The sequence below is a fragment of the Isoptericola sp. NPDC055881 genome (genome assembly GCF_053615895.1).
Map to the genome: position 1 here is coordinate 88,754 of NZ_JBSHCR010000002.1, position 24,368 is coordinate 113,121.

Genomic DNA, 24,368 nt, shown 5'->3' on the forward strand with positions numbered 1-24,368 from the left:
CGACGGCCCGCGATTGCGGCGAAAGTTCGAAGCACATTTCGCGCTGCGCTGCCTAGCCTCTCCGACAGACGGAGGGGGGTGGCAGATGGACCTGTCGGCGGTGGTGCAGTTCTGGGTGGTGGCGGTGCTGCTCGCGCTCACGCCCGGCGCGGACTGGGCGTACGCGATCGCGGCGGGGCTGCGCGCGCGGTCGGTGGTGCCGTCCGTGCTGGGGATGGTCTGCGGCTACGTCTTGGTCGTCGGCGTCGTCGCCCTCGGCGTCGGGGCGGTGGTGACGCGGTACCCCACGGTGCTGACCGTGCTCACCGTCACGGGCGCGGCCTACCTGGTCTACCTCGGCGCGCGCACGCTGCGCAGCGCCGTGGGGCGGGTGGCGGCGAGCGGACGTCCCCTCGGCGACCGCCCGCTGGCGCAGTTCCTGCGCGGGGCCGGCGTGAGCGCCATCAACCCGAAGGGCCTGCTCCTGCTCCTCGCGCTGCTGCCGCAGTTCACCTCGGCCACCGGCTGGCCCTCGTCGGTGCAGCTGCTCGTGCTGGGCGGGCTGCACGTGCTCAACGTCGCCGTCGTCTACTCCGTCGTCGCCGTGCTGGCGCGCCGCGTCCTGAGCGCACGTCCGCGCGCGGGCGCTGTCGTCACCAAGGTCGCGGGGGTGGTGATGGTCGTCCTGGGCCTCGCCCTCCTCATCGAGAAGGTGTGGGCCTGACGGTCGGCGGTCCCTCCGCGCCTACCCACTCCGCGACGACGCCGACGAGGTGAGCAGGCCGCCGGGCGACGTCGAGCACGAGACCGGTCTCGTCCGCCCCCAGCGGCTCGAGCGTGGCGAGCTGGGAGCCGAGCAGCTCCGGCGGCATGAAGTGGTCGGCACGCGCGGCGATCCGCCCCGCGAGCAGGTCGCGGTCGCCGTGGAGGTGGGCGAACGCGAGGTCCCCGCCCGCACCGTGCCGCAGCGCGTCCCGGTACGGGCGCCGCAGGGCCGAGCACGCGACCACCGTGCGCGTGCCCGCGTCGGCTCCCGCGCGCAGGACGTCCGCGACGCGGGCGAGCCAGGGGGCGCGGTCGTCGTCCGTCAGGGGCCTCCCCGCCGTCATCTTCGCGACGTTCGCCGGCGGGTGGAGGTCGTCCGCGTCCACGAACGTGCCGCCCAGGCGGGCGGCGAGCAGGGTCCCGACGGTGGACTTGCCGCACCCCGCGACGCCCATGACGACCACGCCCCGCGTGGCGGCGCCGCTCCGACCCGGCACGTCAGTACCCGGCGACCGGGTCGACGACGCCGTCCAGGTCCTCGCCCGCGACGAAGCGGCGGAGGTTCTCCTCGACGCGGGCACGCAGCAGCGGCTCGACCATCTCCTGCGTGTCCGCGGTGTGCGGGGTCACCAGCGCCGTCGGGAGGTCCCACAGGGGATGCCCGTCGGGGAGCGGCTCCGGGTCGGTGACGTCGAGGGCCGCGCCGCCCAGGTGGCCCGACGCGAGCGCAGCGACCAGCGCGCCGGTGTCGACGAGCCCGCCGCGGGCGATGTTGACGAGCACCGCCCCCGGCTTCATGGCGGCCAGCTCGGCCGCACCGATCAGGGCGCGGGTCTGCGTGGTCAGCGCGGCGGCGACCACGACGACGTCGGCCCGGGCGAGCTCGGCGTGCAGGTGGTCCGCGGTGACGGTCCGCTCGGCCCCGGGGACGGGCTCCGCCCGGCGCCGGACCACGACGTTGCGGGTGCCGAACGGGACGAGCAGGTCGAGGTACGTGCGGGCGATGCCCCCGGCGCCGAGGACGAGCACGTCCGCGCCGAACAGGGACGTCCCCGCCTGGCTGCCCCACGACCGCGCCCGGGCGCGCTGCGGCAGGCGGCGCAGCGTCGCCAGGGTCAGGGCGAGCGCGTGCTCGGCGACGGGGCGCGCGAACGCGCCCTTCGCGGACGTCCAGGTGATGCCGGGGGAGGCGAGCAGGCCGTCGTCGGCGTACGAGTCGACGCCGGCCGAAGGGAGCTGCACCCAGCGCGTGCCGGGCGCGGCGGCGAGCGCCGTGCGCAGCTCGTCCAGGTCGCCGCCGAACCACAGGAGCGCGTCGGTCTCGGCGCCGGCCGGCACGAGGCGCGCGCCGGCCGCCTCCGCGACCTCCGGCAGCCACGCAGGGCCCGGCCGCGCGACGCTGACCGCGGCGCTCATGCCGTCACCCGCGCGGTGCCACCGGCGGCCGCGACGTGCGCGCCGCCCAGGACCTGCACCGACCAGCCCTCGTCGAGCCGCGAGGTGACGACGACGTCGCCGCCGTCGCGCCGGAGCGTGAACGTCACCGGTGCGCCGTCGACGCCGTCCACCTCGACGGTCCGCGTCCAGCCCTCGCCCGCGGGGTTCACCAGGAGCGTGAGGCCGTCCAGGTGGTCGGCGTCGGGGCGCTCCTCGTGCGCGCTGAGCGGGATGACGCCCCCGGGGCGCACGTACACGGGCAGGGAGTCGAAGTCGTGGTTCTCCCTCAGCCAGCGCCCCCCGGTCACGCGGGTGCCGGTGAGCAGACCGGCCCACTCGCCCTCGGGCAGGTACAGGTCGACGTCGCCCTCCGCGTTGAACACGGGTGCCACGAGCAGGTCGGGACCGAGCATGTACTGACGGTCCAGGTGCGGCACGGCCCGGTCGTGGGGGAACTCCAGCAGCATCGGCCGCATCATCGGCGTCCCCGACCGGTGCGCCTCGTGCCCCGTCGCCACCAGGTACGGCGCGAGCCGGTTCTTGAACCTGGCGAACGTGCGGGTCACGGCCACGGCGCTGGTCGGGTCCGACTCGTCCTCGCCGAACATCCACGGCACCCGGTACGACCCGCTGCCGTGCATGCGGCTGTGGCTGGAGAACAGGCCGAAGGCCGTCCAGCGCTTGAACACCCCGGCGTCGGGCGTCATCTCGAAGCCGCCGATGTCGTGGCTCCAGTAGCCGAAGCCGCTGTAGGCGAGCGACAGGCCGCCGCGCAGGGACTCGGCCATCGACACGTAGGACGCCGTCGAGTCGCCGCCCCAGTGGACGGGGAACTGCTGGCCGCCGGCGGTCGCGGACCGTGCGAACAGGACTGCCTCGCCCACCCCGCGCTCCTCGGCCAGCACCTCGTGCACGGCCTCGTTGTACAGGTGCGTGTAGTAGTTGTGCATCCGCTCCGGGTCGGAGCCGTCGAAGTACGCGACGTCGACAGGGATGCGCTCGCCGAAGTCCGTCTTGAACGCGTCCACGCCCTGGCGCACCAGCACGCGCAGCTTGTCCTTGTACCAGGCGGTCGCGGCCGGGTTGGTGAAGTCCACCAGGGCCATCCCGCCCTGCCAGCGGTCCCACTGCCAGACCGACCCGTCCCGGCGCTTGACCAGGTAGCCGGCCGCCATACCCTCGTCGAACAACGGCGACTGCTGGGCGATGTACGGGTTGATCCACACGCACACCCGCAGGTCGCGGTCGTGGAGCCGCGCGAGCATGCCCTCCGGGTCGGGGAAGGTGCGCGCGTCCCACTCGAAGTCGCACCAGTTGAACTCGCGCATCCAGAAGCAGTCGAAGTGGAACAGGCTCAGCGGGATGTCGCGCTCCGCCATGCCGTCGATGAACGAGGTCACCGTGGCCTCGTCGTAGTCCGTCGTGAAGCTCGTCGACAGCCACAGGCCGTACGTCCAGGCCGGGACCTCGGCCGGCCGGCCGGTCAGCGCCGTGTACCGCTCCAGGATCGTCTTGGGGTCAGGCCCGTACACGACGAAGTAGTCCAGCGCCTCGCCCGGCACGGAGAACTGCACCCGCTCCACAGCCTCGGAGCCCACCTCGAACGAGACGTGGCCGGGATCGTTGACGAACACGCCGTAGCCGCCGTTCGTCAGGTAGAACGGCACGTTCTTGTAGGCCTGCTCGCTGGACGTGCCGCCGTCGTAGTTCCAGATATCGACGGTCTGGCCGTTCTTGACCACGGGGCCGAAGCGCTCGCCCAGGCCGTAGACCAGCTCGCCCACGCCGAGGTCGAGCTGGTCGAACACGTAGCTGGTGCGCCCCTCGCGCCGCAGCTCGATCGGGCCGTGGTCGACGGCCGCGTCGGGGGAGACGTCGGCCCACGCGGCCGACTTGCCGCTCGACCCCGTGAGGCGGCGGCCCCCGGCGTGGAACGACAGCTCCCAGGACGCGCCCACCGACAGCCGGACCGACAGGTCACCGGTCGTGAGGGTGCCCTCGCCGTCGACCACCTTCGCCTCGCCGGTCCCGTCGGCCAGCTCCAGCTCGAAGCGGCGCGGCTCCGGGCGGCCCCGGTGATGCACGTGCTGCACCCGCACCACGTTGTCCGCGGGTGACGACACCGTCGTGGTGATCACGGGGTTGTTGAGGGTGTCGCCGCGCTGCCGCACCACCTTCGTCGGCGCCACCGAGCGCAGGCTCGTGCCGTCCGTGGTGACACGGTCCACCTCGCGGGCGTAGTGGATCGCGACGCCCGGGCGGGCGTGCCAGAAACCGTCGGTGAACTTCATGGGGGAGCCTTCCGGTGGTCGTGCTGCGGGTGGTGCGGTGCTGCGTCAGCGAGCGGCGGCGGTCGAGCCGACGAGCTCGAGGGTGCCGGGCAGGAGGTCGTGCGAGGGCGGGGCGGCAGGGTCGGCGAGCCGGTCCAGGAGCCCCTGCACGCTGCGCGCACCGAGCTCGGTGCCCGGCGCGACCACGGCGCTGACCGGCGGGTCCGCCGTGGCGACATCGGCCGCGGACGTCGCGAGCGCGAGGACCGAGACGGCGTCGGGGACGGCGCGCCCCGCGGCGATGAGCCCGTTGACGAACCCGGACAGCGCGCCCTCGTTGAGGACGAGGACGGCCGTGACCTCCGGGTGGTCGGCGGCCAGCGCCATCGCCGCCTCGCGCCCGGCCCGCGGGTCCTGCCCGCCGCGCACGACGAGTGGGTCGAGGCCACGCCGTGCCGCCTGCGCGAGGTAGGCCTGCTCGGTGCGGACGACAGGGCCGTAGCCCGACGCGGCCGGGTCGCCCGACGGCTGTCCCAGGAAGAGGGCGACGTGCCGGTGCCCGAGACCGGTGAGGTGGTCCAGCCCTGTGCCGACCATGTCGGCGAAGTCCATGTCGACGAACGAGAGCCCCGTCGTGTCCTCGGTGCGTCCCACGAGCCCGAACGGCACGTCGCGTGCGGTGAGCAGCGCGACGCGCGGGTCCTCGGCGGTGACCTCCATGAGCAGGACGCCGTCCACGAGGCCCCCGGAGAGGTAGTCGTCGAGCTGGGCGACGTCGTCGACCGGCCACAGCACGACGTTGAACCCGCGCTCGGTGGCGGCGCTCGCGGCGGCGGTCACGATGCTCAGCGCCGTGCTGCCCAGACGGTGGCGCAGGGCCGGGAAGACGAGGGCGACGATCTGGCTGCGCCGGCTGGCGAGCGCCCGGGCGAGCACGTTCCGGCGGTAGCCGAGGTCGGCCATCGCCTCCTCGACGCGGGTGCGGGTGGCCGGCGCCACGCGCTTGGTCCCGTTGACCACGAACGACACGGTCGTCAGGGAGACGCCGGCGCGGTCGGCCACGTCCTGCATGGTCACCAAGAGGCTCTCCTCGGGCGGTCGGGAACGTCGGGAACGGTGCTGCGGATCGATGATCACACACTCCCGCGTCTGCGGTAAAGCGCTTTGACAACCTTCGCCGGGGGTGCCTAACCTCGCCGTCACGTGAACCGAGCGAAGGAGCTACGACTGTGCGACGAACCCCCGCCGTCATCGGTGCGGCGTCGGCCGCCGCCGTCGTCCTGGGCCTGTCCGCCTGCAGCGGCGGGGCCCGTGCGGACGAGGGCACGCTGGTCGTGACCGACACGTTGTCGGACACCAGCGCGCCCGTCTACCAGGAGGTCTACGACGCCTGCGCCGCCGAGGTGGGCGTGCGGGTGCAGGCGAACCACGTGGCGGGCTCCGGCCTCATCGCGACGGTCCTGCAGCAGGCGTCGTCGGACACGCTGCCCGACGTGCTCATGCTCGACAACCCCGACGTCCAGCAGATCGCGTCCTCCGGGGCGCTGAGCCCGCTCACCGACTACGGCATCACCGGCAAGGGGTACCCGCAGGGCGTCGTCGACGCCGGGACCTACGACGGCGACCTGTACGGCATCGCTCCCGTGGTCAACACGATCGGCCTCTTCTACGACGTCGACGCCCTCGCCGACGCCGGGATCGAGCCGCCCACCACGTGGGACGAGCTGCGGGCGGCCGCGCAGAAGCTCACCACCGACGACCGCTACGGCCTCGCGTTCAGCGCCGCGAACACGTTCGAGGGCACCTGGCAGTTCCTGCCCTACCTGTGGAGCAACGGGGCGGACGAGGACGACCTCACCTCGCCCGAGGCCGTCGGGGCGCTCTCGTTCGTCGACGGTCTCGTGCAGGACGGCTCCGCGTCCTCCAGCGTCGTCAACTGGTCGCAGAACGACGTCAACGACCAGTTCATCGCGGGCAAGGCCGCGATGATGATCAACGGGCCGTGGAACCAGCCAGCGCTCGAGGCCGCGTCGGGGCTGCACTACGCGGCCGTCCCGCTTCCCGTGCCGCACGCCGGGGACACCCTGCAGGCGCCGCTCGGCGGCGAGGCGTTCACCGTCCCACGCACGGGCAACACGGCGAAGATGGCGAAGGCCGGGAAGTTCGTGGCGTGCGTGACCCGCGGCGAGCACCAGCTCACGATGGCCACCGGCCGCGGCGCCGTGCCGTCCGACCCCCAGGTCGCCGCGAAGGCGGCCGCCGACAACCCGGTGATCGCCACGTTCGTCGACACCGTGCGCACCGCACGGTCGCGGACCGCCCTGCTCGGTCCGGACTGGCCGCACGCCGCCACCCAGATCTACACAGCCCAGCAGCTCGCGCTCACGGGCAGCGAGTCTCCCGCGGCCGCCCTTGAGCGGGCGGCGGAGAACTGATGCGCACACCGACGTCGCGCACGTCGTCACCGAGGAAGGACGGACGATGACCACCACCCTCGCCGCCGGTCCGGCGCCCGTCGTGGCACCGCCCGGCCCCGACCTCGCGTCCCGGCGCCGCCGCGCCCGGACACGGGAGCGGACCGCCCAGTGGCTGTTCCTGGTCCCGGCGATCGCCTACGTGCTCGTGTTCTTCGGGTACCCGATCGTGAAGAACTTCGTCATGGGGTCGCAGGACTACACGGTCCGCACCTTCGTCTCGGGGGAGGCGCCGTGGGTCGGGCTCGACAACTACGTCGAGGTCGTCACGAGCAGCATCTTCCGGACCTCCGTGGTCAACACGGCGCTGTTCACCGTGGGCTCCATCGTCGGTCAGTTCGTCATCGGCCTGCTGTTCGCCCTGTTCTTCAAGCGCCGGTTCCCCCTCGGCAACGTGCTGCGCTCCCTGCTCCTGCTGCCCTGGCTGCTGCCGATGATCGCGGGCACCGCGGTGTGGAAGTGGATCCTCGACCAGGACGGCGGCGTCCTCAACGAGGCCCTGCGCGCCGTCGGCCTGGTCGACGCTCCCGTGCACTGGCTCACCAGCCCGGACGTCGCGCTCGTCGCCGTCGTCATCGTGAACGTCTGGGTGGGCATCCCGTTCAACATGACGCTGCTGTACTCGGGGCTGCAGAACATCCCCGAGGAGCTCTACGAGGCCGGCGCGCTCGACGGCGCCACCGGCGTCAAGGCGTTCTGGCACATCACCTGGCCCAACCTGCGCCCCGTCGTCAGCGTGGTCCTCGTGCTCGGCGTGATCTACACGCTCAAGGTGCTCGACATCATCCTGGGCCTGACCGGCGGGGGACCCGCCGGCGCCACCGAGACGCTGGCCACCGACTCCTACCGGCGCTCGTTCCAGGAGTTCTCCTTCGGCACCGGGGCTGCCGTCAGCAACATCCTCATCGTGGTGTCGCTGCTGTTCGCCGTCGTGTACCTGCGCGCCAACCGGCGCGCCGTGGATGAGTGAGGTTCATCGTGAAGCAGACGACCACGTCGCGACAGCTGCGGTCCACGATCCTCGGGATCGTGCTCCTCGCGCTCATGCTGTTCCCCGTCTACTGGATGGTGAACGTGTCCCTCCAGGGCGGCGGCACCGCCGCGAACAGCTCGTTCTTCCCGACGGACATCACGTTCGAGGGCTACCAGCGGGCGTGGGAGGACCAGACCGGCAACCTCGTCACCAGCATGATCGTCGCCCTGGGTGCCGTCGCGGTGTCGTTGGTGATCGCCACGCCCGCCGCGTACGCGCTGTCCCGGTTCCGGCTGCGGGGGATGGGCGTCTTCCTGTTCGTGCTGCTCCTGGCGCAGATGATCCCGGGCATCGTCATCGCGAACTCGCTGTACACGCTGTTCAACGACCTCGGGCTGCTCAACACCTACGGCGGGCTGATTCTCGCGAACGCCACGCACGGCATCCCGTTCGCCATCCTCATCATGAGCGCGTTCATGCGGTCGATCCCGCCGGCGCTCACCGAGGCCGCACGGGTGGACGGCGCGGGGCACTTCCGGGCGTTCTGGTCGATCATCGTGCCGGTGAGCCGCAACTCGCTCATCACGGCGGGCCTGTTCAGCTTCCTGTTCGCGTGGAGCGACTTCATGTTCGGGCTCACGCTCACCACGGGCGCCGACATCAAGCCGATCACGCTCGGCATCTACGACTATCTGCAGGGCAACGTGCAGAGCTGGAGCCCGGTGATGGCGAGCGCCGTGATCTCGTCCGTGCCGGCGGTCGTGCTCCTCGTGCTGGCGCAGCGGTACATCGCCGCCGGTGCGCTCGGCGGGGCGGTGAAGTAGCAACGCCCCGCCTGCAGCGCGGGACCGCGGCGGTCCGGGTCTAGCGCGGGCCACCCGCCAGCCGGGCCGCGGCGACCGTCGCCGCGGCGGCCCATGCCTGCGGCACGCCGGCGTGCGCGTACCGCACGGGCGCGGGGAACTCGCCGGTGGAGAACCCGCCGAACAGCTCCGGCAGCCGCCCGTCGAACGCGGCGGCGGCGTCGAGGACACCGGCCGCCACGGTGCGTGCGTGCTCGGTGAGGCCGCAGCGGTCCATCCCGACGGCGGCGAGGACGGTGTCGTGGGGCCAGACGGACCCGTTGTGGTACGAGGTGGGCGCGTACAGCGCCTGCCCGGCGGCGAGGGTGCGGATGCCGAACCCGGTGAAGAACTCGGGGGACAGCAGCCGGTCTGCCACGGCCGCGGCGTGGTCGGCGTCGAGGATGCCGCACCACAGCAGGTGCCCGGCGTTGGAGGCGAGGGCGTCCACCTGTCGGCCTTCGCCGTCGAGCGCGAGCGCGGGGAACGCGTCGGCGTCCATCCAGAAGTGTTGGAGGAACCGCGAGCGGAGCGCGGCGGCCAGGTCGTCGAGCTCGTCCGCCCACCGGTCGTCGTGCCAGACGGTGCGGGCGAGGCGGGCGGTGTCCACCAGGCCTCGCCAGGCATACCCCTGGACCTCGCACAGGGCGATCGGCCCCGTGGCGAGCGTCCCGTCGCGGAAGGCCACGGCGTCGTGCGAGTCCTTCCACCCCTGGTTGATCAGGCCCTTCGGGTCGGGTACGTAGGTGACGAACCCGCCCGCGTCGAGCCCGCCGGGGCCCCTGAGCCAGCCGACCGCGGCGCGCGCCGCGACCTGCAGCTCGTCGGCGCGCGCGTCCTCGGGGTCGAGGGCGCCGAGCACGACGAGGAACAGCGCGGTGGCGTCGACCGTCCCGTAGTACCGCGAGTACGGCACCAGGTCGAGCCGTGCCAGGTCGCCCACGCGGATCTCGTGGACGATCTTGCCGGGCTGGGCGAGACGCACGGGGTCGTCCGTCGTCGCCTGCGTGCGGGCGAGGGCGTGCGCGACGTCGGGCAGCAGTCCGGGGCGTTCCTCGCGCGCCAGCAGCGAGGAGAGGACGGAGTCGCGGCCGAACAGCGTGAGGAACCAGGGCGCGCCGGCCGCGGGGATCGCGAGGTCTGCCGCGCCCGGGCAGGGCATGACGAGCGCGTCGAGGTCGTCGAGCGCGCGGGCCGCCGCGTCCTGGCCGCGCCGCGCGGCCGGCAGCGGGTCCGTCGTCATGCTCCCCACGGCGAGTGTCTCGGCCGCACGCGCTGCCGACGACGCCAGGATCTCGACGGTGGCGGTGTCACCGGCGGCGAGCCGCAGGTCCCACTCGAGGGTCACGTGGTCACCGGCCCGCACCTGGTCCGGGGCGGGGGCCGCAGTGATGCGGGTCGTGTGGGTGAGCGTGGTGTCGCCGGCGGTCGCGGTCCCGTCCAGGTCGGCGCCGTCGGGCCGACGACGGACCGAGGACGTGCTCCTGACGGGGAACGTCCGCCCGTCCGAGCGCACGGCGAACTGGTCCGCGAAGTCGGCGCCGGCCGTGAGCCGCAGCCGGAGGGTGCTCGCGCCCGGAGCGGTCCGCGTCACCCGCCACCGCTCGTGCAGGCCGTCGCGCCGCACCTCCTGCTCGCGGACGAGCAGGAGGCCGGTCGGCTCGTTCCGGGCGGTGGGCGGCACCAGCGCGGTCCCGCGCCGGGAGGCGCCGACGTCCGTGCCGGCGACGCGGAACGGCACCGGCCCGTCGGGCGTGCTCAGCTCGACGCGCCAGGTGCTCAGGTGCCGCACGTCGTCCAGGTAGAGGCCCTGCGCGGAGCCGGTGGCAGCGAGGACGTCGCCGGCCTCGTCGGCGAGCAGCATCGTGCCGGCCCGGACGAGAGTGGTGTCGGCGCTCATGGCGTGTCGGCTCCCTCGGGGTGGGTGTGGCGGGACAGCAGGTCGACGGTGAGGGCCGCCGTCCAGCTGAAGTTGCGGGTGCCGTGCCCGGCACCCGTCCACGGGTTGACGTACTCGGGGAAGTCCTCGCGCACCGCGGCGTCCGTCATGGGCCCGACGTACCGGTCCGAGACGTCGGTCCGGCCGTGGGCGCGCAGCCCTTCGAGCAGCAGCCACATCATGTTGAACCAGGCGGGCCCACGCCAGTAGAGGGCCGGGTCGAGGTCCGGCGCGCACGCGTCGTAGCTGGGCGCCATGATCGGCGGCGTCGCACCGTCGACGTCGAGGAACCGGCGCCCCAGCACCGTGCGCACGAGGGCGTCCCCGCGGCCGGCGGGCAGCACGTCGTCAGGCAGCAGGAGGGCGAGCAGGCCGCCCACCGTGGCCTTGCGGACCAGAGCGCCCGTGGCGCGGTCGCGGGCGACGTAGGTCCCGAGACCGTCGTCCCACAGCATCTCCATGGCCGCGACGATGCGCGCGGCCTCGGCGCGATGGGGCGCACCGTCCTGGCCGAGCGCGTCGGCGATGTCGGCCATCGCGAGCTCGGAGCGCGCCCACAGGGCGTTCGTCGTCGGGTCGTCGAGGAGGAACGGGTGCTCCGGGTCGATGTCGGCGCAGCCGTGGTCGCGGTACCGCTCGGCCAGCCAGAAGTACTTGCCGTACTCCTTGCCGCTCGGCCGCTCGCCCGCGGACGCGTGCTTGAGGTCGGGGCGCTCGATGGCGGCCCGGGGCACGCCGGGCACACGGGCGAGAGCGTCGTCCCACAGGGGCGAGTTGTCCGTGCCCGACTCCCACGGGTGCACGACGGCGGCGAGCCCGTCGGCCGCGGCACGCCGGTCGCGCAGGTACCGGTGCCACGCGAGCAGCCGGGGGTAGGCGCGCTCGAGGAACCGTCGCCGCCCGGACTCGCGCAGGTCCTGGACGTGCACGAGCCAGACCGCCCACGCGTGCACGGGCGGCTGCACGAGGCCTGTCGTGGGCACAGCAGGGCTGCCCGGAAGGTCGGCGGAGCCCCAGAAGGCCGCGCTGGGCGCGTAGTCGTCGTCGCGGCGGGTGTCGTACACGATCTGCGGCAGCCGGCCGTCGGCCCACTGGCTGGACAGCAGGCTGTCGAGCTCGACCTGTGCGCGACGCGCGGACAGGTGCCGCAGCCCGATCGCGATGAACGCCGAGTCCCAGCTCCACTGGTGCGGGTACAGCCCGGTGGCGGGCACCGTGTACGCGCCACCCCAGTTGCGGCGCAGGACGGCGCTCGCCGCGGCGAGCGCCGTCCTGGCGCGGGGTGCGTCGGGGAGGGTCGTCGTCATGCCCGTCGTCATGCCCGACGTCATGCCAGGTGCCGGCGCAGCAGCGGCGGGACGGTGGGCAGGACGACGTCGGCAGGCCCGGACAGGCGCGACTCGACGGCGACCGGTCCGACGTACCCGGCGGCGCGCAGCGTCGACATCTCCAGGGCCCAGTCGACGTGCCCGGCGCCCGGCTCGAGCCGGTTGGAGTCGGAGGCCTGCACGTGCACGATGAACTCGATCGCGTCGGCGAGCGACCGGGCCGGGTCCGCCTCCTCGATGTTCATGTGGTACGTGTCCGGGGCCAGGCGGAACGCCGGGTCGTCCACCTCCCGGCACAGCGCGACGCCCTGCGCGATCGAGTTGACCATGTGGTCCTCGTACCGGTTCAGCGGCTCCAGGAGGATGTGCGTGCCCACCGTCGCGGCGTGCTCGGCGAGGCGGCCGAACGCGTCCACGAGCTGCGCCTGGTCGTCCTCGGGGGAGCGGGGCGGCTCGAACGGGGGGAGCCGGCGGGAGAACATCCCGTACGAGGCGGGCGTCATCGCGCCGACGCCGCCGATCTCGGCCATCACGGTCAGCTGGGACGTCATCTGGCGGACGGCGTCCTCGGCGAGGTCCTTGTCGAACGCGCCCACGAAGTGCGACATCTCCACGCACACGGTGGGCATGACCACGCCGTTGGCGTGGGCACGACGCAGCTCGGGCAGGCGCGCCTCCAGGGCGTAGTCGCCCTGCCCGCGCAGCTCGAGGCCGTCGAAGCCCCACGCGCGGGCGACCTCGAACTTCTCCTCGACGTCGCGCCCCGGGACGTGCTGCTCCTGGACGAGGATGGGGTGGGTCACGGAGTGCTCCTGGGTCTGTGCAGCGGCGGTCATGCGTCCAGCACCACCTGGAGGGCGGCGGCGCCGTCGGTGTCGAGCAGCTCGTACGCGGCAGCCGCGTCGGCGATCGGGTAGCGGTGGGTGACGAGCTCGCGGACGTCGGGGGTGCCCTGCGCGAGCAGGTCGACGACGGTGCGCTGCAGGCGCGGCACGTCCCAGCGGGCGCGGAGTCGCTGCGGCACGCCACCGATCTGCGAGGCGACGATCTGGACGCGGTTGTGGTGGAACTCGTCGCCCAGGCGCAGGGGCTGCGCCTCGCCCTGGTAGAAGCCGGAGGCGACGACGGTGCCGTCGGGCCCGACGACGCGGGTCGCGGACTGCAGGGCGTGGTAGTTGCCCGACAGCTCGATGGCGACGTCGACGCCCGTGCTGCCGGTGAGCTCGCGCACCTGGTACGGCAGGTCGGGGCCGGGGGTCAGGACGTCGTGCGCGCCGAGCCGCGTCGCGACCGCGCGCCGCGGCTCGATGCCGTCGACGGCGATCACGCGGGCGCCGGCGAGGGTGGCGAACCGCGTGGCGAGCAGGCCGATGACGCCCTGGCCCAGGATGACGACGGTGCTGCCGGGGTTGAGGTCGGCCGCCAGGACGGCGTTCAGGGCGATGGCGCCGACGCGCACGAAGCAGCCGGCGACCGGGTCGAGCCCGGCGGGGAGCTGGTGGCCGCGCAGGGCGTCCTGCGTGAGGACGCCCTCCGAGCGGTGTCCCCAGATGCCCCAGACGACGTCACCGACGGCGACGTCGTCGTCGGCGGCCGGGCGGCCGGCGTCGGGAGCGATCTCGACGACCTCGCCGACCTCGGAGTAGCCCCAGCCGTCGAGCGGGTACCCGGGCGGGGCGACCTGGTCGGCGTCACGGAAGACCTTGGAGCCGGGGTCCCACGTGGACGTGAGGTACGGGTTCGTCCCCCGGTAGGCGGTCAGCTCGGTACCGGCCGAGATCCCCGTGGCGATGGTGCGGACTCGCACCTGCCCCGGGGAGAGCGGCTGCGGGCTGGTCTCGATCACCTCGACGCGGCGAGGTGCCGCGAATCGCACGACGTGTGTCACGAATCGGTCCCGTTCCTGGCCCGTGGGCCACATCTCGAAAGCATCCTTGCTACTTCAGCATACCGTGTTGACAGAAGTGCTAGCGTACGGACTCGTGCTCACGGATGAGCCCGAAGCCCTACGAGGAGGTGCCACATGACCGCACGGTGGCGATCGCGGCAGTGGAAGCGAGTCGGCTGCGCAGCCGTGGTGACGGCCGTCGTCGCCGGGACGGCGGCGTGCGCGCCGTCGTCGTCCGGTGCGGACGACGACACGCTCGTGGTCTGGTCCCTGGAGAACCTCCCGGAGCGGGTCGCCGCGACCCGCGCGATCATGGACCGCTTCACGGAGGAGACCGGGGTCGACGTGCAGCTCGTCGCCGTGGACGAGGCGCAGGTGCCGCAGCTCATCCAGTCGGCGGTGCTGTCGGGGGACATGCCGGACGTCATCGGGGCGCTGTCGCTGTCCTACGTCCGCCAGATCGCCGACCTGGGCCTCGTCGACACCGCCACGACGAACCAGGTCGTGGCGGACCTCGGCCCCGACACGTTCGAGGACTCCGCGCTCCAGCTCACCAGCGACGGCGACGACCACCTGTCGGTCCCGTCGGACGCGTGGAGCCAGGTGCTCGTGTACCGCAAGGACCTGTTCAAGCAGGCCGGCCTGGCGCCTCCGACGTCGTACGACGCGATCCGCAAGGCCGCCGACACGCTGACCGGTGACGGGCGGTTCGGCATCACGCTGGCCACCGATCCCTCGGACGTGTTCACCACGCAGTCCTTCGAGTCGCTGGCGCTCAGCAACGACTGCCAGCTCGTGGACGGCGCGGGCGACGTCACCCTGGAGTCGCCGGCCTGCCAGAAGACCTGGGACCTCTACAGCCGGCTCGCGACCGAGGACTCTCCCCGCGGCACGCAGTCCGTCGACTCGACCCGTGCGACGTACTTCAACGGGTCCGCGGCCATGACGGTGTGGTCCACCTTCATCCTCGACGAGCTCGCCGGCCTGCGGAACGACGCGAAGCCCGTGTGCGACCAGTGCGCGGACGACCCGGAGTGGCTGGCCCGCAACAGCGGCGTCGTCACGTCGATCTCCGGACCCGACAACCCGCAGGGGTCGACCTACGGCGAGATCACCTCGTGGACGGTCCTGAACGGCGCACCCCAGAAGAAGGCCTCGCAGCTCGTCGAGTACATGATGTCCGACGGGTACACCGACTGGTTGGGGATGGCGCCGGAGGGCAAGTTCCCCGTGCGCACCGGCGACGCCCAGGACCCGCGACGGTTCACCGACGCGTGGGAGGGCCTCGAGGCCGGGGTGGACACCAAGAAGCCGCTCGCCGACGTGTACGACGCGCAGACCATGGACGCGTTGCGCTCGGTGGCGAAGAACATCGACCGGTGGGGCATCTCCGAGGGCCAGGGCGGCCTCCTCGGCCCGGTCAGCACGCAGCTCCCGCTGTCGAAGACGGTCAGCGAGCTCGCGGGCGGGCTCTCGCCCGAGGACGCCGCCGCCCAGGCGCAGCGTGACGTCGAGGCCATCAACGAGGAGGTCGACCAGTGACCGCAACGACCGTGACCCGGCCCGCGCCGGCACCCACGGCACGACGACGGACGTCCTTGGCCGCGCGGGTGGAGAACCGCGACGGCCTGACGATGATCGCGCCGACCGCGCTGATCATCCTGGTCGTGATCGTGGTGCCGATCGTCTGGAACGTCGTCCTGGCGTTCCAGGACACGTCGCTCGCGACGATCGCCGAACGGGGCATCACCGGCTCGTTCACGTTCGACAACGTCGTCGGGGTGCTCACCGCACCCGGCTTCTGGTCGTCGCTGTGGACCACGATCGTCTACTCGGTGGCGGCCACCGCCGGCTCGGTGGCCGTGGGGCTCGCGGCAGCGCTCGCGTTCCGGCGCCCCTTCCGCTCCCGCGGCGTGCTGCGGGCGTTCATGCTGCTGCCCTACGTCGCGCCCGTCGTCGCCGTCGCGTTCGTGTGGGAGATCCTGCTCAACCCGCAGTACGGGCTGATCAACACCTGGGGCACGTCGCTGCTCGGCTGGGACGAGCCGATCGACTTCCTCGGGCAGAAGCCCTTCGCGCTGATCACGGTCATCCTGTTCGAGGTCTGGCGGTACTTCCCGTTCGCGTTCATGTTCCTCACCGCACGGCTGGTCGCCCTGCCGGCGGAGATCGAGGAGGCTGCCCGCGTGGACGGCGCGACGCCGTCCCAGACCTTCCGGCACGTGATCTTCCCGCAGCTGGTGCCGACGATCGCCCTGCTGTGCCTGCTGCGGCTCATCATGACGTTCAACAAGTTCGACGACGTGTACCTGCTGACCGGCGGCACCGCCGGGACCGAGATCGCACCCGTGCGCGTCTACAACCAGCTCACCGGCAACCTCGACATCGGCGGCGCCGCGGCGAACGCCCTGGTCCTCGCCGTCGTGCTGGCCCTCTTCCTCACCGTCTACATGCGGTTCTTCGGCCGGAAGGAGCAGGACGCATGAACCGGCTCGCCTTCGAGCTCAAGCTGTGGCCCATCCTGCGCTGGGTCCTCATCGTCGCCCTCGTGGTCGCGACGGTCTTCCCCTTCTACTACATGGTGCTGCTCAGCTTCGTGCCGATCGAGCAGCTGCTGCAGCATCCCGAACGGCTGTGGGTGCCGCTCGAGAACCTCACCACCGCCACGTACACCGAGGTGCTGCGCAGCGAGGCCGAGGGCGGCCAGGGGTTCGCGCTCTTCATGCGCAACTCGGCGATCGTGTCGCTGTCGTGCACCCTGCTGACCCTGCTGGCCGTCATCCCCGGCGCGTACGCCGTCTCGCGACTGACGTTCAAGGGCCGCGACGGCATGGGGGCGCTGTTCCTGGCCGTGTACCTGTTCCCGGCGATCGTCATCGCGATCCCGCTGTTCGTGGGCTTCTCCCGCGCCGGGCTGGGTACGTCGCTGGTCGGCCTGGTCCTCGTGTACATCGCGCTCACGGTGCCGACGTCGATCCACATGCTGCGGTCCAACTTCGAGACCATCCCCGGCTCGATCGACGAGGCCGCGACGCTCGACGGGGCGAGCCGCTGGACGATCCTGCGCCGGATCACCGTGCCCCTGTCCATGCCGACGATCATGTCGACCGCGCTCTACATCTTCATGATCGCCTGGAACGAGCTCCTGTTCGCGCTCCTGTTCCTCGTGACCGACCGGGACAAGTGGACGGTGTCGCTCGGCCTCTCGCAGCTCTCCAACGGCATCGAGGTGTCCAAGACCGTCCTCATGGCGGGGTCGGTGCTGCTCACCATCCCGGTGGTGCTGCTCTATGGTGTCGCCGAACGAGCCCTGACCGAAGGGCTCACGGCCGGCGCGGACAAGGGCTGAGAGTCGGGTTCGGGGGATCGGACAGAGCATGAGTATCGGACCCGGGGACATCCTCGACCTGGTGCGGCAGGGCCGCGCGAGCACGCGCGGTGAGATCGCCGAGACGACCGGCCTCTCGCGCGTCACCGTCGCCCACCGCGTCGACGCGTTGCTCGCCGCGGGCCTGGTCGAGGGTGCCGGCTCGGGGGACGCGACAGGTGGGCGCCGTGCCACCCGGCTGGCGTTCAACGCCGACGCGGCCCAGGTCGCCGTGGCCGCGATCGAGACCTCGCACGCCGAGATCGCCGTGACCGACCTCGACGGGGCCGTCCGTCGGCGTGCGGTCGTCGAGGTGGACGTGGCGGCCGGCCCCGTCCCGACGCTGGACCTCGTCGGTGCCGCACTGGCGGACCTCGTCGACACCGACCCGAGCCGGCCGCTGCTCGGGGTCGGCGTGAGCCTCACCGGTCCGGTCGACCCCGCGACGGGCAGGCCGTCCGAGCCGCCGATCCTTCCCGGGTGGGACGGGTTCGGCGTCCGGGAGCACGTGGCGAAGCCGTTCGGGATCGACGTGCCTGTCGTCGTGCGCAACGACGCCGATGCCATGGGGTACGGCGAGTACCTCCAGGTCCCGGACCGCCCGCGGTCGTTGTTCCTGCTGAAGGCGTCGACCGGCATCGGCTCGGGCATCGTGATCGACGGCCACATCTACCAGGGCAACGACGGCGCGGCCGGCGACATCGGGCACGTCCGCGTGCCCGAGGCCGAGGGCGTCCGGTGCCAGTGCGGCGCGACCGGGTGCCTGGCGGCGATCGCCTCGGGGCGGGCCGTGGCGGGCCAGCTGCGCGCGCTCGGCCGCGACGCGCGCTCGGGACGGGACGTGAAGGCCCTCCTGGCGGAGGGCGACCCCGACACGCTCCAGCTCACACGGCAGGCGGGGCAGGCGATCGGGCGGGTGCTGGCCACTGCGGTGACGCTCGTCAACCCGGGCGTCCTGGTGTTCGGCGGCGACCTCGCCTCCGCCTCGCTCCTCAGCGGGGTCCGCGAGTCGCTCTACCCGGCAGTGCTCCCGCGCGCGACCCGGAACCTGGAGATCCGGCTGGCCCGGCTGGGCGACGACGCCAGCCTGGTCGGCATGGCCGGGCAGGTCGTGCAGCAGGAGCTGTCCGCCGACGCCGTGAACGCGAGGCTCGCATGACCGCCGACGCGCCCGTCGCCGTCGGGCTGGTCGGGACCGGTGGGTGGGCGCGCACCATGCACGCCCCGCTGCACTCGGCCGCCGGGCCGACGCGGCTCGCCGGCGTCTGGGGTCGTGACCCCGAGCGGACGGCGGCACTCGCCGCCGAGCACGGGGTCCGGGCGTTCCGCAGCTTCGACGAGCTCGTCGACGAGTGCGAGGCGGTCGACTTCGCCGTCGCGCCGCACGTCCAGGCTGAGCTCGCGGTCCGCGCCGCGGCGCGCGGCCGCGCGCTCATGCTGGAGAAGCCGCTCGGCGTCACCCTCGAGCAGTCCCGGGAGGTCGCCGACGCCGTGCGCACCGCGGGCGTGCCGCACCTCGTCGTGCTGACCAAGCGCTATCACTCCCGGACCCGTCACTTCCTCGCGCAGGCCGCGGCCCTGCGGGCCGAGGGCCCCGCCCTCGGGGCCTCCGCCCGCTACCTGCACGGGGGCTTCCTGCAGGGTTCGTTCGCGCAGGCCGACGGCACCTGGAGGTCCGGGCCGCTGGGTGCGCTCCGCGACCTCGGTCCGCACCTGCTGGACCTCGTCGATCTCGCCGTCGGGCCGGTCGTCGCCGTCCGTGCCGAGCAGGCGCGTGACCAGCTCACCGCCGTCACCACCTGGCACGCCGACGGCGCGGTCGCCCAGGTGGTGCTGTCCGGCGCCGTGGCCGCGGAAGGCGTGCTCACCGACGTCGACGTGTACTCGTCGGCCGGCGTCGCGCGCTACACCACCAGCGGCATGGATCACGACGAGTGCTGGGTCACCGCCCGCCGCGAGCTGGCCGCCGCCGTACGCCACGGCAGCCCGGTCACCGTCGACGTCGACCGGGCCGTGCGCGTCGCCGTGCTGGTCGACGCGGTCGAGCAGTCGCTGCGGGCGGATGCTCCGGTGCGCGTCGACGGCGACCGCGACCAGCACGATGCGGGACCCCGGCCGTCGGTCTAGCAGGCTCGGAACCTCCGCGTCTGCGTGGCGGCGCAGAGGTCGCTCCCGAGGACAGGTGCGCGGCGGATCCTAGGTCGTTCCCCGAGCCTGGGGCCAGGTCCGTGCGAATCCTGCAAGAGCGCTGCACGTCGCGCCGTTCGGGTGTGGAGTGAGGTCATCCCCGCGATGCTCCGATCGGTTCTACCTTCGGAGATCTCGTTCGAGTTCGCGGGCATGCCTACCGGCCCTTTGTGTCCGGACGACCGAACGAAAGTTGTCGAATTCATGATCTCTCAGGACGTGAGTTGCCGGAACGGAACCGCGCAGCAATCGCCAGACCTCATAACACCGCTGGCTGGGAATGGCGGCGGATAGGACCTCTCATAGCGGGCACGGTACTTCTGGCCGTACCGGTGGCATGAACGGGTACCGCTATCGTCTGCTCGCGAGGGCATGCCACGCGCACATCGATGCTATTCAGGAGTGTAGGTGACGAAGGCTCCATCCTCACGCGCAGTTACTAGAGCGGAGCGGTATCTGGATCGAAAGGTCAAGTTTTCCTGGGAGAGCATTTCGCGGCTGTCTGCCCACTCGAAACTACGGGCTGCTCGTTGGATGCGTGGCGGTGCGTCTCCGGGTGCGACGGTGAGTGGCGTGCTCTACGGCATGCTTCTCGGCGCGCTGGCCGCGGAATTGGTACTTGCAATACTGCTGAAGACATCAGGGGCGTTGTACTTAGGCTTTTCCATCCTGTGCTTCGTCGTGACATCCGCCGTGCTGATCCCGTGGGGCATGGTTATTGCCTGGTCGATCAACGACCGTCTGCTTCGTAAGAGTGACCCGTACTACGGCTTTGGTAGGACGTGCCGGGGGCTAATCGATTTGCGCCATCTTCCACCGAAGGAGTTGGGCACACGTGAGACTCTCTGCCGGCAGGTCGATCGCTATTTCAGAGAGTCGGAGTCTCGACTTGTCGCCGTGGGTGGTTGGCGCGCCGGGCTTGAGAATGTGTGCGATCGATCGCGAATTCGAAAGCGGGACCTGGATTACGTTCATGATGCCGGGGAGGAGAGTGTGGTCCGCCTCCTACGGGGAGGTGCGGACGTTCGGATGCTTTCCGTGCAGGCGCCGAAGGAGGGAGGCTTCGGGAAGTTGGGCGGTCTTTTGCGAATCGTGGTGAGGCTGGCGAGCGCTCCCATCGTTCTTGCCATTCTTCAATGGTGGCTTTCGAGAGGATCCTTGTAGCCTCGGCTGGCGCGCCTTCTTAGCCGGTGAGGTTCTTGGCGTACAATCGACGGATTGTTGCGTGGAATTGTGGACTATTCGTAGAGAGATTTTCGACCGACTCGGAGTACGCGACTACCTGTTGCGTACCGTATGTCACCAACCGTGAACCATATCGCCTTGAACGATAACCGCGAATGGCAACGTTGGTTGGGTGGCGAGCCGTCGACCAGATTAAAGGATCGGAATCTAGCAATTCGTTGATCGCCACCAGTCGTGCAATGACTTGGTCGCTGCGATACTGCTGGGCGGAAATTGTGAATATCACGTCGGCAATTCCAATGGCAAGAAGCTTTTGCATCTCATGGGAATGTGTGCTGGCGACGCGCGCTTCGCGCACCGGACCTGAAGGGCTGACATGACGACAAGGATCGGGCGCTCCAACGGTGCCTTGTTCCTGATCTTCATCACCGGATCCGCCGCGGCGGCTTGTTCCCCCGGTGTAGGGGAATCCTGTGATCGCGGGGCGCCCAGCGTCGAGGGGGCGGTGACCGGATTCCTCGGCGCTGTCGCAGAAGGCGACACGGACGCCGCGGAGAGGTTCCTGATCGAGGGCAACGACGTCGATCCGGGGGCCTTCACGCTCCTGGGCGAGGAGCTCGACGGGACTTCCGTGCAGGACCTGCTCCTCAGTGACGACCAGATGGGCGCGGTGCACTCCGTGCGTGTCGTCGGTCCTGAGCAGGGTCTGATCGGGACGTTCGACGTCTACGAAGAATCGACCTCTCCGGAGTGCTTTGCCGTGGCGTGGGGAACCTTCCCCGAGGAGCCGACCCCCGCGCCTGGTGAGTCGCAACAGGCCCAGCCAGGCTGAGCAACCGAGGCCCTCGGGGCGGGCTGTCCATCAGGTCAAGGGATGCGGGCCACCCACCAGCCCGCTGGTAGCCAGGCCGTGGTCGGGCCGGGCTGCGGGAGGATCGCACGGTGGACATCCCCGAGTTCGTCGTCGAGACCCCGGACGGAGAGGAGGAGTTCGCGCACGCCGGATCGGCAGCGGACTTCCTCCTCGACTCCGGTTTCGCCAACGCCGCACGAGAGCCGCACTGGCACCTGCGGTGGTGCCTGGACCGTATGGCGGTCGGTGAGTCGATGGACGTCGGCCTGGCGCGCGTCGTCCGAGAGCGGGCGTGACGCGGACGGCCGGTGCGTGTCAGCGGTGGACCGGCCCTCAGCGTCGTCGCAGCACGGCGGTGCGGCTCGCGCCGTAGGCGTGCCGCGTGCGGGCACGCACCTCGGTGCCGCCCGGCACGCGCCGCACCTCCACGCCGTCGTCCGCGGCCTCGACGTCGAGGTGGCGACCGCGGAGGGTGACGGTGACGGTGTCGCGCCGCATCGTCGGGTCGGACAGCGCAACGGAGGTGGTGCCGTCGTCCTCGCGCACGAGGAGGGACGCCGGGCCGTCGATCGTCAGGTTGCGGACGTGCGCGCGACCGTCGAACACGTTCGCGGCCACGAGGCCGAGGCCTGCGTGCCGGACGGCCTGCACGTGCTCGTCGTTGGCGAGCACGGCGACCGGGCCACCGCCGTAGGCCGCGAGCTGCTGCTCGGTCGCGCCGGGCACGATGGCGTAGGCGAGCTCCGCGCGGTGGTGGCCGTGCTCGACGGCGGCCGTGAACACCCGCTTCGTCACCGCGCTGTCGGGGTTCGAGGTCCGGACCACGCGGCGGCTGCGCGTCACGTCCTCGAGCGTCACGTGCACGGGCTCGGCGTCGAGCAGGGCGTACCCGACGGCCACGCCCTGACCCGGGTTGTCCCACCGCAGCCACGCGAGCGACGCCTCGCCGTCCTGCGGCGACCATGCGCTCCGGTCACTGCGGGCGCCCGTCACGGCCACGCCGTCGCCGGGCGCGGCGATGCGGGAGTCGAGCGTCGTGACGACGTCGCGGCCGTGCTCGTCGTGGATCCCTGCCGCCAGCACCACGACCTCGTCGTCGAGCAGGAACCACGACTTCACCGCGCGGGCGTTCGCGTAGACGACGAAGTCCGCGGGGAGGACGCCGGCCTGGGCGTCGACGTAGGGGACGTCGTCGGACAGGACCATGCCTGCGGCGCCGTACGCCCCGAGCGTCGCGCCGCCGGAGAAGGAGTTCGTGGCGCGCGGGAAGTAGACGTAGGTGTTCTGCGACTCCGACGACGACGTGAAGCCGAGCGGGTGGCCGGGGTTCTCGTACCAGGGCTGCCCGTACAGCTCGGGCACCGTCTGCCGTTCCTCGACGGGCACCGTGGTGCCCGGCAGGCGGTACGGGGAGACGGTCGTGTAGAAGTCGACGCCGAAGGCCTGCGTGTGGTCCTGGCCGGCGAGGTAGAGGTAGAACGCGCCGTCGCCCTGGAACCAGGGGCGGAGGTTCTCGCCGCTCATGTACTCGTACTTGCTGATCCGGTCCGAGCTGCGCGCCAGCGCGAACGTGTACCCGGGGCGGCGGTGCACGGTGCGGTCCATGGCGTTGAGGGCGACCGACCGCTCGGGCGGGTTGAGGTCCGCGACCGGCGCGCCGGGGGCCGCGAGGAGGTCGGCGTAGCGCACGACGCTCACCGGCGAGACGAACCTGGCCGGGTCGGGCGGCGTCGGCGAGGCGGTCGCCAGGTGGCGGACGTACGCGCCGAGGGCGGTGGCGTCGGCGCTGCTCGTGTAGTCGGTGAGGTCCACCGCGGCTTCCAGCACGGTCGCGACGTCGGTGTACCCGCTCGCGGTCCGCGAGACGGCGCGGCCCTTGACGATCTCCATCATCCAGCCGTCGACGATGACCGGCGCGAACCCGTCGCGCACCCAGCCGTGGACGACGTCGGCCAGCTCGGTCCCGGGCGCCGCGGAGGTGCCGTCGAGCAGCTTGATGGTCTGCACGACGCGGGTCAGGAGCGTGCGCCCGTACGAGCCCGTGTACGCGACGGAGTCGTGCTGGATGAACGAGCCGTCGGCGTAGTACCCGTCGGTGTTGCCGTGCTGGATGTCGTACGGGTCGATCGTCGCGAACACCGTCGACTGGTCGGCGACCGCCTTCGACACCCGCGCGTCGTCGCCGGTGAGGGCGCCCTGCAGCACGCGGTTGGTCGTGATGTCGGCGAGGTTGGCGCCGGTGTGGAAGCGGGAGTCGAGGTCGACGTCGCCGTCCTTGCCGTTCCGCAGGTACGCGTCCATCGAGGCGATGTAGGCCGGCAGCAGGTCGGGGCTTTCCGCGGCGGCCAGGTCGGCCAGCAGCGCGAACGTCTTGCTGACGCTGGCGGGGATGCCGATCTCCCAGGTGTACCAGTTGCCGTAGTAGCCGGCGGCCTGGTCGCCGTAGTAGCGGTCGTGCAGCCAGGCGAGCCCGTCGAGCACGCGCCGCTGGACGACGACGTTCCCCACCAGGTCGGACGCGTAGCCGGTGGTGCACGTCGCCAGGGCGATCTCGTACAGCCGGAGGAACGACGTGCTGAGGTTCGGGTCGCTGGTGCCCAGCGGGACGCCGGCGAACAGCTCACCCGCGCCGGCGGTGTCCAGGGCGGCGAGGTGGGAGCGGGCCGTCGAGTGGATCGCCCTGAGCTTCGCCGCCGCCTCGGGACGCGCGTTCGACGCGGCCGTGCCGGCGAAGATCGCTCGCGCGTTCGTCAGCAGGCGCGCGTGGTCGGTGGGTGCGTCGGCGTGGGCGCGCAGCGGGGCCGCGATCGCGACGAACGCCCCGGCCGGGACCATCGCGAGGACCTGACGGCGGGACAGCTGCGGCATGACGAACTCCCTT

General features: G+C 71.9%; 21 protein-coding genes. 12 read left to right on the plus strand and 9 right to left on the minus strand.

The annotated features are described in order from the left end of the window. Nucleotides 1-85: 85 nt before the first annotated feature. Entirely contained in the window at nt 86-703 is a 618-nt protein-coding gene (locus ACWGKI_RS01190) for a LysE family translocator (protein WP_452184008.1), read from the plus strand. On the opposite strand, the gene ACWGKI_RS01195 is transcribed toward ACWGKI_RS01190, so the two are convergent. From ACWGKI_RS01195 to ACWGKI_RS01210, 4 genes are read right to left on the minus strand one after another with little or no spacing between them, the layout of a single operon-like run. Continuing rightward, nucleotides 681-1,241, minus strand: a complete 561-nt coding sequence (locus tag ACWGKI_RS01195; RefSeq protein ID WP_452184010.1) for a gluconokinase — start codon at nt 1,239-1,241, stop codon at nt 681-683. The genes ACWGKI_RS01190 and ACWGKI_RS01195 overlap by 23 nt on opposite strands. A gap of 1 nt (nt 1,242) precedes the next feature. Further along, nucleotides 1,243-2,160, minus strand: a complete 918-nt coding sequence (locus ACWGKI_RS01200) for a D-isomer specific 2-hydroxyacid dehydrogenase family protein (RefSeq protein WP_452184012.1) — start codon at nt 2,158-2,160, stop codon at nt 1,243-1,245. Next, the gene (gene yicI, locus ACWGKI_RS01205) at nt 2,157-4,472 is read right to left on the minus strand and encodes an alpha-xylosidase (protein WP_452184014.1); all 2,316 of its coding nucleotides are present in this window, start codon (nt 4,470-4,472) and stop codon (nt 2,157-2,159) included. The genes ACWGKI_RS01200 and yicI overlap by 4 nt, the downstream gene beginning before the upstream one ends. A gap of 45 nt (nt 4,473-4,517) precedes the next feature. Further along, a complete protein-coding gene (locus ACWGKI_RS01210; RefSeq protein WP_452184084.1) occupies nt 4,518-5,522 on the minus strand; it encodes a LacI family DNA-binding transcriptional regulator in 1,005 nt (334 codons plus the stop codon). Between the two features lie 158 nt (nt 5,523-5,680). Between ACWGKI_RS01210 and ACWGKI_RS01215 the strand changes: the two genes are divergently transcribed. The 3 genes from ACWGKI_RS01215 to ACWGKI_RS01225 all read left to right on the plus strand — a co-directional run bounded on the left by ACWGKI_RS01215 (nt 5,681) and on the right by ACWGKI_RS01225 (nt 8,722). Continuing rightward, nucleotides 5,681-6,886 carry a sugar ABC transporter substrate-binding protein gene (locus ACWGKI_RS01215; protein WP_452184016.1) on the plus strand — a complete coding sequence of 402 codons (1,206 nt, stop codon included), beginning with the start codon at nt 5,681-5,683 and terminating at the stop codon, nt 6,884-6,886. Between the two features lie 46 nt (nt 6,887-6,932). After that, nucleotides 6,933-7,895, plus strand: a complete 963-nt coding sequence (locus tag ACWGKI_RS01220) for a carbohydrate ABC transporter permease (protein ID WP_452184018.1) — start codon at nt 6,933-6,935, stop codon at nt 7,893-7,895. Between the two features lie 74 nt (nt 7,896-7,969). After that, a complete protein-coding gene (locus tag ACWGKI_RS01225) occupies nt 7,970-8,722 on the plus strand; it encodes a carbohydrate ABC transporter permease (RefSeq protein ID WP_380240367.1) in 753 nt (250 codons plus the stop codon). A 40-nt stretch (nt 8,723-8,762) separates the two neighbouring features. On the opposite strand, the gene ACWGKI_RS01230 is transcribed toward ACWGKI_RS01225, so the two are convergent. The 4 genes from ACWGKI_RS01230 to ACWGKI_RS01245 are packed head-to-tail and all read right to left on the minus strand — an operon-like array spanning nt 8,763 to nt 13,895. Further along, nucleotides 8,763-10,640 (minus strand): glycogen debranching N-terminal domain-containing protein, encoded by a 1,878-nt coding sequence (locus tag ACWGKI_RS01230; RefSeq protein WP_452184020.1) that lies wholly within the window; start codon nt 10,638-10,640, stop codon nt 8,763-8,765. Then, nucleotides 10,637-11,986 (minus strand): MGH1-like glycoside hydrolase domain-containing protein, encoded by a 1,350-nt coding sequence (locus tag ACWGKI_RS01235; protein WP_452184022.1) that lies wholly within the window; start codon nt 11,984-11,986, stop codon nt 10,637-10,639. The genes ACWGKI_RS01230 and ACWGKI_RS01235 overlap by 4 nt, the downstream gene beginning before the upstream one ends. A gap of 20 nt (nt 11,987-12,006) precedes the next feature. After that, entirely contained in the window at nt 12,007-12,810 is an 804-nt protein-coding gene (locus ACWGKI_RS01240) for a sugar phosphate isomerase/epimerase family protein (RefSeq protein ID WP_380240210.1), read from the minus strand. A 29-nt stretch (nt 12,811-12,839) separates the two neighbouring features. Further along, a complete protein-coding gene (locus ACWGKI_RS01245; RefSeq protein ID WP_380240208.1) occupies nt 12,840-13,895 on the minus strand; it encodes a zinc-dependent alcohol dehydrogenase in 1,056 nt (351 codons plus the stop codon). 135 nt (nt 13,896-14,030) lie between these two features. On the opposite strand from ACWGKI_RS01245, the gene ACWGKI_RS01250 reads away from it, so the two are divergent. The 8 genes from ACWGKI_RS01250 (at nt 14,031) to ACWGKI_RS01285 (ending at nt 21,783) form a co-directional block, all read left to right on the plus strand. Beyond that, nucleotides 14,031-15,437 carry an ABC transporter substrate-binding protein gene (locus ACWGKI_RS01250; RefSeq protein WP_380240206.1) on the plus strand — a complete coding sequence of 469 codons (1,407 nt, stop codon included), beginning with the start codon at nt 14,031-14,033 and terminating at the stop codon, nt 15,435-15,437. Continuing rightward, nucleotides 15,434-16,381 carry a carbohydrate ABC transporter permease gene (locus ACWGKI_RS01255; RefSeq protein WP_380240203.1) on the plus strand — a complete coding sequence of 316 codons (948 nt, stop codon included), beginning with the start codon at nt 15,434-15,436 and terminating at the stop codon, nt 16,379-16,381. The genes ACWGKI_RS01250 and ACWGKI_RS01255 overlap by 4 nt, the downstream gene beginning before the upstream one ends. Beyond that, nucleotides 16,378-17,244: a carbohydrate ABC transporter permease gene (locus tag ACWGKI_RS01260; protein WP_452184026.1), complete on the plus strand. Its 867-nt coding sequence runs from the start codon at nt 16,378-16,380 to the stop codon at nt 17,242-17,244. Before ACWGKI_RS01255 ends, ACWGKI_RS01260 begins: the two co-directional genes overlap by 4 nt. Nucleotides 17,245-17,272: 28 nt before the next feature. After that, a complete protein-coding gene (locus tag ACWGKI_RS01265; RefSeq protein ID WP_380240199.1) occupies nt 17,273-18,421 on the plus strand; it encodes an ROK family transcriptional regulator in 1,149 nt (382 codons plus the stop codon). Beyond that, nucleotides 18,418-19,389 carry a Gfo/Idh/MocA family protein gene (locus tag ACWGKI_RS01270; RefSeq protein ID WP_452184028.1) on the plus strand — a complete coding sequence of 324 codons (972 nt, stop codon included), beginning with the start codon at nt 18,418-18,420 and terminating at the stop codon, nt 19,387-19,389. The genes ACWGKI_RS01265 and ACWGKI_RS01270 overlap by 4 nt, the downstream gene beginning before the upstream one ends. A 633-nt stretch (nt 19,390-20,022) precedes the next feature. Next, nucleotides 20,023-20,613 carry a hypothetical protein gene (locus ACWGKI_RS01275; protein WP_452184030.1) on the plus strand — a complete coding sequence of 197 codons (591 nt, stop codon included), beginning with the start codon at nt 20,023-20,025 and terminating at the stop codon, nt 20,611-20,613. A 397-nt stretch (nt 20,614-21,010) separates the two neighbouring features. Then, on the plus strand, nt 21,011-21,466 hold the full coding sequence (locus ACWGKI_RS01280; RefSeq protein ID WP_452184032.1) for a hypothetical protein: 456 nt from the start codon (nt 21,011-21,013) through the stop codon (nt 21,464-21,466). A gap of 110 nt (nt 21,467-21,576) precedes the next feature. Then, the gene (locus ACWGKI_RS01285; RefSeq protein ID WP_380240192.1) at nt 21,577-21,783 is read left to right on the plus strand and encodes a hypothetical protein; all 207 of its coding nucleotides are present in this window, start codon (nt 21,577-21,579) and stop codon (nt 21,781-21,783) included. Nucleotides 21,784-21,820: 37 nt separating this feature from the next. Here the strand turns inward: ACWGKI_RS01285 and ACWGKI_RS01290 are convergent, their stop codons facing one another. Further along, on the minus strand, nt 21,821-24,355 hold the full coding sequence (locus tag ACWGKI_RS01290) for a polysaccharide lyase family 8 super-sandwich domain-containing protein (RefSeq protein ID WP_452184034.1): 2,535 nt from the start codon (nt 24,353-24,355) through the stop codon (nt 21,821-21,823). Nucleotides 24,356-24,368 lie beyond the last annotated feature (13 nt).

Coding starts and splice junctions, on each gene's coding strand:
- ACWGKI_RS01230 (WP_452184020.1), bottom strand. CDS start 10,640: ATGAGCGCCGACACCACTCTCGTCCGGGCCGGCACGATGCTGCTCGCC.
- ACWGKI_RS01235 (WP_452184022.1), bottom strand. CDS start 11,986: ATGACGACGACCCTCCCCGACGCACCCCGCGCCAGGACGGCGCTCGCC.
- ACWGKI_RS01210 (WP_452184084.1), bottom strand. CDS start 5,522: ATGCAGGACGTGGCCGACCGCGCCGGCGTCTCCCTGACGACCGTGTCG.
- ACWGKI_RS01190 (WP_452184008.1), top strand. CDS start 86: ATGGACCTGTCGGCGGTGGTGCAGTTCTGGGTGGTGGCGGTGCTGCTC.
- ACWGKI_RS01220 (WP_452184018.1), top strand. CDS start 6,933: ATGACCACCACCCTCGCCGCCGGTCCGGCGCCCGTCGTGGCACCGCCC.
- ACWGKI_RS01200 (WP_452184012.1), bottom strand. CDS start 2,160: ATGAGCGCCGCGGTCAGCGTCGCGCGGCCGGGCCCTGCGTGGCTGCCG.
- ACWGKI_RS01265 (WP_380240199.1), top strand. CDS start 17,273: ATGAGTATCGGACCCGGGGACATCCTCGACCTGGTGCGGCAGGGCCGC.
- ACWGKI_RS01250 (WP_380240206.1), top strand. CDS start 14,031: ATGACCGCACGGTGGCGATCGCGGCAGTGGAAGCGAGTCGGCTGCGCA.
- ACWGKI_RS01225 (WP_380240367.1), top strand. CDS start 7,970: ATGCTGTTCCCCGTCTACTGGATGGTGAACGTGTCCCTCCAGGGCGGC.
- ACWGKI_RS01280 (WP_452184032.1), top strand. CDS start 21,011: ATGACGACAAGGATCGGGCGCTCCAACGGTGCCTTGTTCCTGATCTTC.
- yicI (WP_452184014.1), bottom strand. CDS start 4,472: ATGAAGTTCACCGACGGTTTCTGGCACGCCCGCCCGGGCGTCGCGATC.
- ACWGKI_RS01290 (WP_452184034.1), bottom strand. CDS start 24,355: ATGCCGCAGCTGTCCCGCCGTCAGGTCCTCGCGATGGTCCCGGCCGGG.
- ACWGKI_RS01260 (WP_452184026.1), top strand. CDS start 16,378: ATGAACCGGCTCGCCTTCGAGCTCAAGCTGTGGCCCATCCTGCGCTGG.
- ACWGKI_RS01270 (WP_452184028.1), top strand. CDS start 18,418: ATGACCGCCGACGCGCCCGTCGCCGTCGGGCTGGTCGGGACCGGTGGG.